Annotated in this window: 14 protein-coding genes; all 14 read right to left on the bottom strand. The window is 33.1% G+C overall.

Features of this window, described 5'->3' with window-relative positions:
* Nucleotides 1-114 precede the first annotated feature (114 nt).
* Nucleotides 115-825, bottom strand: a complete 711-nt coding sequence (locus tag K7I92_RS06285) for a DUF554 domain-containing protein (protein WP_220282473.1) — start codon at nt 823-825, stop codon at nt 115-117.
* 36 nt (nt 826-861) lie between these two features.
* Nucleotides 862-1,458: an NUDIX hydrolase gene (locus tag K7I92_RS06280; protein ID WP_220282472.1), complete on the bottom strand. Its 597-nt coding sequence runs from the start codon at nt 1,456-1,458 to the stop codon at nt 862-864.
* Nucleotides 1,459-1,594: 136 nt separating this feature from the next.
* Nucleotides 1,595-2,092 (bottom strand): hypothetical protein, encoded by a 498-nt coding sequence (locus tag K7I92_RS06275; protein WP_203245338.1) that lies wholly within the window; start codon nt 2,090-2,092, stop codon nt 1,595-1,597.
* Nucleotides 2,093-2,210: 118 nt separating this feature from the next.
* Nucleotides 2,211-2,879, bottom strand: coding sequence for a hypothetical protein (locus K7I92_RS06270; protein WP_220282471.1), 669 nt, complete (start codon nt 2,877-2,879; stop codon nt 2,211-2,213).
* Between the two features lie 547 nt (nt 2,880-3,426).
* The gene (yhfZ, locus tag K7I92_RS06265) at nt 3,427-4,347 is read right to left on the bottom strand and encodes a GntR family transcriptional regulator YhfZ (RefSeq protein ID WP_220282470.1); all 921 of its coding nucleotides are present in this window, start codon (nt 4,345-4,347) and stop codon (nt 3,427-3,429) included.
* 12 nt (nt 4,348-4,359) lie between these two features.
* Nucleotides 4,360-5,586: a phosphopentomutase gene (locus K7I92_RS06260; protein WP_220282469.1), complete on the bottom strand. Its 1,227-nt coding sequence runs from the start codon at nt 5,584-5,586 to the stop codon at nt 4,360-4,362.
* On the bottom strand, nt 5,583-6,740 hold the full coding sequence (locus tag K7I92_RS06255; protein WP_220282468.1) for an alanine racemase: 1,158 nt from the start codon (nt 6,738-6,740) through the stop codon (nt 5,583-5,585). The genes K7I92_RS06260 and K7I92_RS06255 overlap by 4 nt, the downstream gene beginning before the upstream one ends.
* Nucleotides 6,731-7,837: an aminotransferase class V-fold PLP-dependent enzyme gene (locus K7I92_RS06250; protein ID WP_220282467.1), complete on the bottom strand. Its 1,107-nt coding sequence runs from the start codon at nt 7,835-7,837 to the stop codon at nt 6,731-6,733. The genes K7I92_RS06255 and K7I92_RS06250 overlap by 10 nt, the downstream gene beginning before the upstream one ends.
* A gap of 54 nt (nt 7,838-7,891) precedes the next feature.
* On the bottom strand, nt 7,892-8,794 hold the full coding sequence (locus K7I92_RS06245; protein ID WP_220282466.1) for a phosphotriesterase: 903 nt from the start codon (nt 8,792-8,794) through the stop codon (nt 7,892-7,894).
* 1 nt (nt 8,795) lies between these two features.
* Entirely contained in the window at nt 8,796-10,106 is a 1,311-nt protein-coding gene (locus tag K7I92_RS06240) for a YhfT family protein (protein WP_220282465.1), read from the bottom strand.
* Between the two features lie 16 nt (nt 10,107-10,122).
* On the bottom strand, nt 10,123-10,482 hold the full coding sequence (locus K7I92_RS06235; RefSeq protein ID WP_220282464.1) for a DUF2620 family protein: 360 nt from the start codon (nt 10,480-10,482) through the stop codon (nt 10,123-10,125).
* Nucleotides 10,482-10,853: a hypothetical protein gene (locus K7I92_RS06230; protein WP_220282463.1), complete on the bottom strand. Its 372-nt coding sequence runs from the start codon at nt 10,851-10,853 to the stop codon at nt 10,482-10,484. The genes K7I92_RS06235 and K7I92_RS06230 overlap by 1 nt, the downstream gene beginning before the upstream one ends.
* 111 nt (nt 10,854-10,964) lie before the next feature.
* Nucleotides 10,965-11,546 (bottom strand): phage major capsid protein, encoded by a 582-nt coding sequence (locus tag K7I92_RS06225; protein WP_220282462.1) that lies wholly within the window; start codon nt 11,544-11,546, stop codon nt 10,965-10,967.
* Between the two features lie 16 nt (nt 11,547-11,562).
* A complete protein-coding gene (locus K7I92_RS06220; protein ID WP_220282461.1) occupies nt 11,563-11,733 on the bottom strand; it encodes a hypothetical protein in 171 nt (56 codons plus the stop codon).
* Nucleotides 11,734-12,034 lie beyond the last annotated feature (301 nt).

The following is a 12,034-nucleotide window of genomic DNA, read 5'->3' as shown; positions in this document are numbered from 1 at the left end:
TGCCAAAACCATGTTATTTCTGATTGTGAAGTTCGCTAGTTCTGTTTCTTATTGAACCATTTTAGAAGAACCACTGGCTTGTGATAAACTTAAGTCATCATTCACTCTCATCAACTACCAAAGCCAAAAAAGCGCAATCAATAATGCAGGTAATAAATTCATAACTCGTATCTTTTTATCAAATGCCACATTTAAACCAATGCACATAATTAAAATGCCGCCCATCATGGTTAAATTCGTTAAGGATTTTGGGTAAATCATATCGCCAAATAAACTGAAAATAGCTGTGAAAGAAATCTGTAGTAAGAACATTGGTAGATTTGCAAAGATAGCTCCTTTGCCTAAGGAAGCACTCATTAAAGAAACTAAGATTAAATCAACAATTCCCTTACAAATCAATAAAGAATGATCCCCACCTAAAGCATCCTGCACACAACCAAGAATACCCATAGCTCCAATCGCTATCATACAAGTCGTCGCTAAGAACGCTTGCACAAATTGAGGGTCTTTCGTGTTTCCACTTTTCTTTTTAACAAATTCAGCGAGGTATTCTAATGAGCGTTGGATATGGAGTATTTCGCCAACGAGCGTTCCCAAAGGTAAACCAGCTAATAGTAACATGGTATTTTGTGTACGAAGATGGTTTCCTTCTAAATAAATCATGCCTGTCAATATATTTGAAAGACCTAAAATGATAAGCGACAGACCTACCACCGGTAATAAAACCTCTTGTAAATTTTTATTTAATCTAGGTCCACAAATAAGACCAATAATTCCTCCAACTAAACCTAGGGCTGTATCAATAAACGTTCCCAGCGCGAACATACAAAAATCCTCCATTTAGCTCTAAGAATAGCACTATCACTGCGGATTTCCTCTCCATTTTTCGTCAAAATATTGTATGATTCTACCATTTAATTTCTGATAAATTCTTTCTTTCATCCAAATTTCATTAACCTCACTCATAAAGGTGGCACAATCAAACCAAGCAAGCGCTGAATTTTCATCTTCTTTAATATGAAGCCTTTCTTGATCATTTGCTTGAAACAAATAGGTTACATTGAAATGAAGATGACTTGGTATATATTTCCCCTTCTTCTCATGACCATTGACCACTAATGTTTCAATCGATATCGGCTCTTGAGATAGAACTTTAATATTCTCTAAGCCACTTTCTTCTCTAGCTTCCTTTAAAGCAACCCCTAAACAATCTTCATCACCATCACAATGACCACCTAGCCAAGCATACGATTGGTAAATATTGTGGTAAGCCAACAGAACCTTTGTATAATCTTGATTCACAATCCAACAAGATGCTGTAAAATGCCCTACTTCATTTTCACGTTTAAAGATATTATCAATACTTAATTGTCTTAAAAAAACTTGTTTATCTTTTTCTTCTTGCTCATTAAAAGGAATAAATTCCTTTAATTGTTGAATTAAATCCGTTCGCTTCATAGACTCTCCTTTTTATCAAGAAAAAAGAAGCGATAAATCGCATCTTTCCTGTATCCTCCATGGAACAAAGATGAATCACTTGTCCCTATCTATATTACCGATTTTTACCCTTGTGTACAAATTCATTCCTAGCCTTTTATCTCACCCGAATTTCATAAATTCCATCGCAATAAAACTGATGAAACTGGTTTTTTCCCTTCACCATATAGAAGGTCGTATCGCCTGAAATTTTGTAGCAGATAGGGTAAAAATAAATCGCTATTTTACCTTCCTGTAAAGGAAAATCCTTAATATGACTAAACTTATGTGAAATTGGCAATGATGCATTCACTTTCAGCCATTGACTAAGCATTTCTTTATGCTGAAGAGTATCACTTTGTAGGCTAAAATCTGCCATATCTTGAAACCCATTCCAAGTGTCTTTAGATACTTTATAATCAGCCGTTAGTTTGATCGGTGAAAGAAGAGTTTCTTTAATAATTAGCTGTTTAAGAGGATTCTGATTCATATCATAAACCTCTTCTTTTAACAATATCGGTTTTTTAAAATCTATAGGATGAAATTCTAAATCATAGAAAAAAGAATTCTTTTTCACTTTTAAAGATTCGACAGAGATTGGCTTTAATGAACGCATATTTTGTACTTTTTGTGGTGGTACAGAACCTCTTTGCAAGGATGGTGAATTAGAAGTGGGGGCACAACCACAAAGTAAAACCAACCCACTCAATAACATGCAGAAATAAAGATGTTTTTTAGCGTAAGATAACTTCATATAAACCATCTGTAAATGAGCCTAATTTTTTTGGAAAATAGACACGTGTTGCAGTACCACGTCCGTGTGAATCAATATACTTACAATTTCCGACATACAAAAATGGCGTAAAATATACAGCACCGATTTTACCAGATGGAACACCGAAACGTGCTCCAAATGATTCTGCACTAGTGGAGGATCTCGTATACGATACACCAAATTTAAGGGCTACCGCTTTAAAAATTTTTAGGTTGATTTCTGCCCCAAAATTAACGCTATACCCACTGCTCGTCGTGACTACTCTTCCATATGTTAAAGTAGCTGGTCCTCGAACATCTGGAGTTACTTTTACCCTTGAACCCGAACCTTGATAGTGAGAAGTAACTAATACTGTATTGGTAAAGGGATATACAGGGACTCTTTTAATTGATGGAATTTCTTCCTGAAAATTCATCTTACTATTTAGTAAAGTTTTTGCTCGTTCAATTGTTACAGGGTTTCCATATATATCAAAGTATTGATGTGTATGCCCTTTATTATCAACATATGAATAAGTTTCTAAAGGTAAATTTTTTTGATTTTCAATTGCATAAGTCCTGAAATTAGAAACAATACACACGCAAAGAAACGCAAAGGTTGTAGTGATTGTTATTATCTTTTTAAACATAGCTAGCTTCCCTTCTACCCAACATTTATTTATTGGGATATTTATTTCATATAATTTCGCTAATTAAATTTAAAAATTGACAGTAATCTCCTGTTTTATACCTTGCCATACATACATGATAGATATTATCCTTCTTCATATTAATATGATTCCTTCTCTCTAGCTTAATTGTATATGAATCATAATTTAAATAAAAGTCTTATATTTCTCGAAAAAGATTGCTATAACATGGCAGTTGTGTTGATAAGAGTTTTACTCCGAGATAAAGGTTGTCTTGGAGTTTTTTCTTTCGTCCGCTTTTCATGATTCTCTAAACCTTCAAAATGGATGGAAATGTTGTAAAAAAGAGCTTTATACATCGCTCAAATTTGATTTTCATTAAAAACACGGCTATATAAGCATTCTAAAATTCTTTCATTCACAAAATTTTAGGAAAACAAAAAAGAAAGTACATTAATTGCTTATCCAATTTTTGGGATTCACCTCATTCATGGTTGAGCTTGTTTTCTATGTGGATAAAGGGTACCCTCATCTTTTTCATTATAATTTAATATTCCGGTAACATTTCACCTTTAAGAACTTTTCTTTGAGTGTTAATTATTTCATTAACATCAATTAATTTACTTAATATTTTAGTTGTTTCAACCATGCTCGATTTAGTGACCATTACAGCTATCGTATTGTCTTTATTATTACGTGATAATGGGACTATTTTATATTGTTTTTCGGGATGTATAACTTCATCTGCATTCCAAATAACTCCATCAATTGTTCCATCTTCTATACTAGATAGAAATTGGGTATAACTCAATGGTATTAAATGTACACTTTTTTCTCTTATTTCCAATAGCGTTAATTCTGCTTGGTCAATTGAATCATAGTCAATTCCAATTCTCATTCCATCTTCGATCTGTACTTTTGTCGAATCTGAAAAGACTAAAACGTGATCACTTACAAAAGAATCAATCCCAAAATTCGCTATGATTGAAAGTTGATTATTGTTCAAGTTATTAAATTTATTTAAAGCATATTTTGAAATGATTGCAAAGTCATACCTTCCTGAAATTACCATTTCTATTCTTTTTAAAGCACCTCGCATGTATGCCATTGTCGCAGGAACACTCAACTTGTTTTTTAATTCTTTGATAATTCCCGTACTAAGACCCTCATACCTTTTAGAATATGGTAAAGGCATAACACCAATAATGAAGTTTATATCGGCAAATTTCATTAGCAAATCAATGTTTTTATCTAATAACCTTTTGCCCATTTTTCCATGCGAAATAAGTGTAATTGCTTTAGATTCACGCAATAGTTCAATTGCATTTTGAATTGTACCTCTAGCAAAATCGACATCTTCTAAAATTTCACTTACTGTTTTTATTTTAGTATTGATGTCAATGGATAAAAAATATCTTGCTAAATATACAGTTGCTTGGTAACTTTTGGAATGTAATTCTTCAATCATGTTCTTATCCTTCTACAATTTTCTTATATAATCAAGAAATGACTCTCCAAACTCAACATGAGTATTAAAATAATCAGCAACAGTTTGACCAATATCTGCTAAGGTAGCTCGATTTCCAATATATATTGGTGAATTAAGTTTATTTCTACCTACAATATCTATTAATAGCGGAACCCTTTCTCTAGTATGTTTTGAATGTCCGATTGTAGGATCATTACCATGATCTGCCGTTATTAATAAAATATCATCTTCGTTTAACAAGGCTCTAATTTTTCCTATCCAATAATCCGAAACATTTAATCTATCAATATATCTTTCAGAATCTTCTGAATGTCCCGCTAAATCTGTTTCTTGAATATTTGCAAAATAAAAACCTAGTTTATTTTCTTTTAAGTCAGCAACTAAATTTTCGAAAATCTCTTCCGTATCAACACCATCTTTATTGTTTGGATATGGATTAGCAACAATATTAGCGACTTTACCATAAAAATTACTAACAATGTTCTTATCAGATAGTGCATACGAAACTTGTTTCGTTTCATCTATGCCATACCCCATATGTTCAACATGGTAATTTCTTTTGTAAACACCGCTAGATGGGGCATCCACGCCTACAAACTTATTTTTAGAGATAATTGCATCCTTGATATCCTTTATTGTAACATCAGAACCACCAAACGCAATAACTCTAGGAACTTTTACAATATTCCTTACAATTCTTCCAACTTCAGTAATCATTTTAAATCCACAATAATCCAAAGCACCAACTACATTGATTGCCTGTCCGAAATCTGTTTCCATATTGTCACCAACGATAATTACATTATTGACACATATTAGCTCGTTATCATTATAGACTAATCTCTCAACACTAAATCCATGTCCTTCTAAAGAAAGACATATTTCATTAATAAATAATGAAAGAGGATGGAACACCGGCATTTTGGGATTAGTACCAGCTATTTCTTGGTGTCCATAGAAGGAATCAGCTCCAAAATGTTTTAAATTAGATGTCCCATACAAACATCTATCGCTTTTTTCAAAACCACTAATTTCTCTATTTAATGCATTGATTAAGCCCATTTCCATTAAATTAGGAAGTTCAATTCTATACTTACTAGATTGCTCAAGTAAATGTAAGCAAGTATTTGAATTTAAATCTTGAGACCTAACTTCCGGAACATCATCCATAGCACCTACACCAAAGCTATCTAAGACAATTAAAATAAATCTTTTCATAATTTTCTCCCTTGTGAATCAAATATACCCACAATTACAGGGTTGTTTGACTGTATTCCTTTAACTACAGCAACTTTACTTCTACTTGTGAAAATCTGAAATCTGAAGGCCATTATTACCGTTGAACAAACGGGATGAATTCCTTCTAGTTCAAATGTATAGTCAATATTGGTCGGGGCAGGAGTGTTAACACGAGTAATAATTTCTGAATCATTATTAAAAACAACAGCATTTTCTAAATGTGACCTTCGGTAATATCCTCCACCATAAGCATAACTCTTATCCTTAAATGTATGTGAAATCTCAGAAACGTAAACAACTGAAGGGATTTCTTCTAAATCCATTATTGCGTGAGATGGTGTTGTTCCCGTAAGTCCATGACCCGGTTCCATAAAAATACATTTTTCATTAATTTCATCAATATTTTCTAAAGTTAATACAGAAGTTGTCGATGGAAGATTAATTTGTTGAACTTCTACGCCTCTATTTCTTAGAATTTTTATTGCAGAATAAATAGTTTCATGATTATTAGTGGATTCAACTTTAAATGTATTTGAATTAAATAAGAAAGCAGGGAAAGAGGTAGCTCCTACAATTCTGACATTTTTTAACAACATAACTTCATCAATTATTTTTTCTAAAGAAAGTACATGAAAACCACCTTCTTGACCTGGATACACAAGATCTTCATCATCAAATACTTTAAGCAAAATATCCTGCTTAATATCCAATTTCTTTGCAATAACATCAATTTCTTTTATCTTCTCCAGCGAATACACAGTGATGACTTCACATCCGTATTTCATTATTTTTTCTAAACAAAATTTTGGAGGTTGAACAAGATGTCCGAGATTTCCAATGGGTATCTTGTTTTCCATCATGATTTCAGCTTCTCTAAAGTCAACTACAACCGAAGATCGATAACCTAAGTTCATTAGTTCCCTTGCCATTAATGGATTTCTTCCAAATTGTTTTGTCATAAAATATAATTCAATGTTTTTTGACTTAGCTTTTTCGAGGATTTTTTGTGCATTATTAAGTGTAGTATCTAAGTCAATTACATAGGTATCCGGCTCAATTAAACCCGAAATATGATATTCCTTAGCAACTCGAATTAATTCTTTATTTCTTTTGAGAGTTTGCTTTAAAAACATTCTATCACCTTCCTTACAGCTTCTTCTAAAATTCGGATAACCGTTTGTGGTCCACTTCTCATAGGATTTATTCGAATCCAGTGGGTTGAATATTCTGGATTATCAACTCTCATTGTCCCAGATACTCGATAAAACATAGGCAATAATTCATATTTACTTTCTGCTCCAACAGGATATGGAGTAGCCCCCAGTTTTTCAGCCTCCTCTAACACTTTCATCGCAATAGGTTTATTAAACTTTATTAAAATGACTTTGGATTGGGCATTTGCCACAACAGCTTTCTCAACACAACAAATTTTGCCATTATTTATTATTTGGGCACACTTTTCAATGACATTTGATTGAATTGCTTGGATAACTGGTGTATATACCAATCCTCTAAGAGCGGCCATTGCTTCATGTCCTTGCGTTTGACTGCCACCGGAATATTGAAATTTTCTTATTTGATTAATTAATTCGCTTTTTCCAACAACCATTCCGATTCCCTCTGGTCCTAGCAATTTGAAGCAAGAAAAGGTTGATAAATCCGCTCCTAATTCTGTACCAATACTTTTTACCTTCAATGTAGCATAATTATCATCGGTAATGATTCTGGCAATCGAATGATTTTTGATTGTATTAATCACATCACCTAATTCGTAATAATCTGAAAGAGTTTGCCTAGAATGTTGGATTAGAACACACTTGATATTCTTATTTGAGGTTAGCCTATCTATCAATTCTTGTTTGCAATTAAAATCACACATGACTGTTTTTATTTTTTGTATTTCAATTGTATCTTTTGTGGTTGGATAAATTGGCGCTTTATGGAGAAGTAACACATCATTTTCTTTCATTAACACTGAAGATAACGCAAATCGAATTGCCCCTGTCCCTGCACCTCTTACGAACACACTATCCTCCTGAGAAAAAAACGATGCAATAATTCTCTCGATTTTTCTTGTATACACAGGAGATTTTTGAACTAAATTTATTCCTAAATCCCCCAATGTTGAAAAACTTGTCCCATTAAATTCTTTAGTGATTTCATCAATTAACTTGAATTGCTTTTCAGTAGCTTCTTCAATACTCATTTGATGCAACGCATTACTTTTCATCGTACCCTCCAAAAAAGAGAGCTAAATTAAAAGTTAATCTAGCCCCCAGATCATCTAATAAGAAAATATTCTAGCTGGATTATGAATCAACATTTTGTCAACATCTTCTTGTTTGACTCCTCGATCAACTAGCATTGGAATAAATTTTTTCATTACCGTCGTAAAACCAAAATAACCTAATTCAGTAAAATACGACTTTCTTGAAATATCTTGTGATAAAAGAATTTTGTCACCATAGCCTTGATCTAATAAATGAATTAATCTTTCTGCTCTTTCTTCATCAGAAAGATAGACAATTTTACCAATGGTATCAAATTCAATGTTAAATCCTCTATCCAAAAGAGAAATCATGTAGTCTATGTCATTAGATAAATCAATATGCCCAAGAATTACTTTATCTGGATTAACTTGATAGCTTTCGAAAATATCGGCTTGTTTGTCACCCATTCTACCAAGTTGACAGTGTGTAGTAATTGCACAGCCTACTTCTTTTTGGGCAATCGCCGCTGCACAAAGAACTTTTCTTTCACTTTCTGCCATTTCTAAACTAGAAGCAACTTCTCCAATAACTCCTGCTTTAATCTCTGTATCTTCAATCCCTTTTGTTAAATCAGAAATAAAGATTTTGGCAATTTCATCAATAGACTTTCTTTTAAAATCTTCAGAATGATAGTCATTAATATAAAACCCTGTAGCAGCAATAATATGTGTATTTGTTTCTTCACTAATCTTAAGAAGATCCTTAATATTTCTTCCCATATCATTGCAAGTAACTTCAACAAATGATTTTACTCCATACATTTTGGCTTTTTCAACTTCATTCAATATAAACTTGCTATAACAATAGGTTGAATCAGTGTTTTTTCTAACTGGTGAAAGGTCTATACTTAAATGCTCATGACACATAGTTATTCCTAAATCTTTAGGTTCTTTCTCACCTCTAACAGTATGAATCATATTATGCCAAACCGATTAACCCAACTAAATGTAGAATATTCAATACAACACCTGTTGCAATGGCACCGATAGGTCCAACCGCCATTTTCATTATCTTTCTTCCTGTTACTTCATTGATCAGATAAACTAATGCAACAATCATAAATCCACCTGCCGCACCAAATTTTGTTGCCGCCCCCATATTTGTTGCAGCATTTACTGAACCAATTAACAACGCAAATTCAACTGTATCGTTCATTGAACTTCTAATATTATCAGATGCATCTCTAATAGATGGAAATTTACCCAAGAATTTTCCAATTCCTCCAAGTAGAACAACTTCTATAACAATCATTAATGCTCCGCCGATAACTGCAATAATAGGATTTGGTGATAAATAGCCAATGATATAAACAAATGTAAACCCTGCGACACCGTAAACCCCTGTTGTCACCGCTGTTGTAGCAATTAACGGAATAAAGCTCAAGCCACGCATAAATTCATTTGTAGCAGCTGTTTTAATCAGCTTTTGTGCATCTGCCAAATTACCAGAGGCATATGCTTTTGATAAGTCAAACATAGAGACAGTTGATCCGGCAAAAAGATGAATATTGCTTACCAATGCAATTAGTGCTCCTGCAATCATTAAATAAGGTAAATTTTTTTTGATTCTTGCAATTCGTTCTGTAAATACGTTATCTTCAGAAACATCTTTAGATTTATTTTTAATATCTGCATGAATACATAAACCAATAAGGATTAAAATACCTACTAGCATTGTCCAAGAATCTGCACTAATTGTTGTAACCATTGGTCCTAAAATACGAGCTAGTAAAACAAATATCGAAGAAATCAAACCAGTTTTAAAACCAAATTGCATGATAATGCTTACTATTGGGAATAATGAGAACCCTGTAACAACAAAGTTTCCTAATACTCCAATTGCTCCAATTAGGTCAATCGGCAGTCCTGTAAGGGCTGTGTTTAATGTACTTAGACCAGTTAAACACAATATCCCCCATAGACCACCACCGGCTAAAGCAAACCATTTATTTGGAGCGACAATTCCAATAATATCTGTTGCTAAAAATAGTAACCATGGATTTAATAAGTTAGTAGCTAAAGTATTTCCAATTCCTACAGAAGCAATAAAACCAACACTCAAACCAAAAGCTATTGATGCTAATTCTGGTCTATTCATTCTTCCTTCTAAATGTTCAGGAATAACAGGACGAATTCCATCGTGGAATACAGCCATCCCCATATGTGATAAGAACGCAGTTAACGCACACAAAGATATGATACTGAATAAATTAATAAAATTGATTTCCATAACTTTCCCTTTTTATCTATTTATGATTTTCTTTTAATACATTCATTAATATTGGAACGGTATCTCTAATGCTAGAGGTTGTCATTCCAAAGCATATTTTTCCACTTGTAACGTGTTTTTTTATTTCATCTCTATTAGGTTTACTTGCTTGTCTGCTGACTGTCGCACATTTACTATAACCAACAAGCCCTATTAAAATTGAAATTGCAGATCCGCCACCACTTTCACAAGCTCCGAAATAATAATCAACTTCATGATTTTTGATCATTTTTGATGCGACAACATCATTAGTAATTATCGTTTCTGCTTCAGGCATGCATTCCTTAATGGTTTGATCCATTACTGTTTTTTGCAAACCTCCAATTGCTATTCTCATTATTCTCCTCCTTTCTTATTTGTAATTAAATTACTTAAATGAACCAACAAAAGTGTTTCTTCCCCAATAGGATATTGTCTTTTTGTGAGTGATTTAATCTCCTCTAAAACATCTGTTATTTCCTTTGAATTTGGCATTTCAAGAATCGAATTTCTAATATTTATATCGACTTCAAAATCTTCATCTTTGTTATCAATTCTTTGGATAGATGTTGCATAATGGGTAGCAAAAACTTCCATTCGTTCTTGATCAAGACAATTTATTTTCTCAAATAATTTCTTCATAACCAACATGGTTTCAAAGTAGTTCTGTTTACTTATCATTTCTGCATCAAGTAATATTTTCAAACGTTCCAACAAAGACTCTTCCATATCGACTCCTAATATTCAATATTTTGTATTTTAAAGACATACTCATCATATCCCTACTTGTAACCGCTGTCAATATGCATTTAAGTTCTTTGCTATAATATTTCTTAACTGTCAAGACCACGTTACAGAATTGATAAATAATGGACGCTTATTGCCATCTACTGCGGATAATAATACCGATTTAGCCTGTGGAGCTAATACAATACCGTTCATAATTCCACCGTGCTCCGCGATATCTGCGTCTGCACCAACTAAACCTTTGTATGCGTCTGTTCCAATTTCTTGAGCCGTTACTGCTTTGAAAGTATCGAAGTTTTCTCCTGGAGCGCTTCCGGCACCAAATACCGTTGCATCAAATTTCTTAGCCAATGCCGCAGGCAAACGTTTTACCAATTCATTGTATAAAGCCGGTAAATCGCGAACAAATTCCATTGAGAATGTTTCGATTACAGCCAATTTATAAGCCTGCATAATCTTCTTGTCTAAAGTTGAGTTAGATACTGGTTTTTTCCCTGTCTCTGCTACCCATGAAGCTTCGGAATCACCTGTAATAATGGGAATGGTTAAACCACGACCGGGTAAAGTAATCTGGCGTGCTAATGCCATTATCGCTGATTGTTCTTGTGTTTTTGATGAAATTTCTGCACTGATATCCGTTGGAAGTGCAATTGATTGTCTGTTTAAATCTGTCATTTTAATTTCTCCTTATTTATTTTTTCATTGTTTCATTAAACCATTTCGCAAATTGCTCGGCGGTTGAACCTGTCGATGTATGTTGAACCTCGCCACCATCTTCTAAAGGTGGATAAGCTTTCTGCTTTTTAAATGCTAAAATTGCTTTAGCTTGTGTAGTGCATTCTTCTTCTGTTGCACCACTCAAAAGTTCAATGGGTACACCTGTACTCTTAGATACTGATTCTCTGATTGTACGTAAACTCTCCTTTTGTTTAAATTCCTCTAGTTGATTTTGTAATTCATCTACTTTACCGGCTTTTTCTTTGAGTGCTTCATAATCAGAAAATCGCTCATGCTCTTTACTAACTCTTCTTTGAACTCGGGAATTTGACAGTTTTGAATTTAATATTTTCTTAAAAAGCTAGTAAATACTAGCTTTTTTGCTGTTTTCATGTCAAATTCAGGGATTTTCATTTGTAATAATATGTAATATCTGATATAATATT

It is taken from the genome of Bulleidia sp. zg-1013, from assembly GCF_019798045.1.
Taxonomy (GTDB): domain Bacteria; phylum Bacillota_I; class Bacilli_A; order Erysipelotrichales; family Erysipelotrichaceae; genus Bulleidia.
This window is presented reverse-complemented; position numbering and strand designations above follow the sequence as displayed.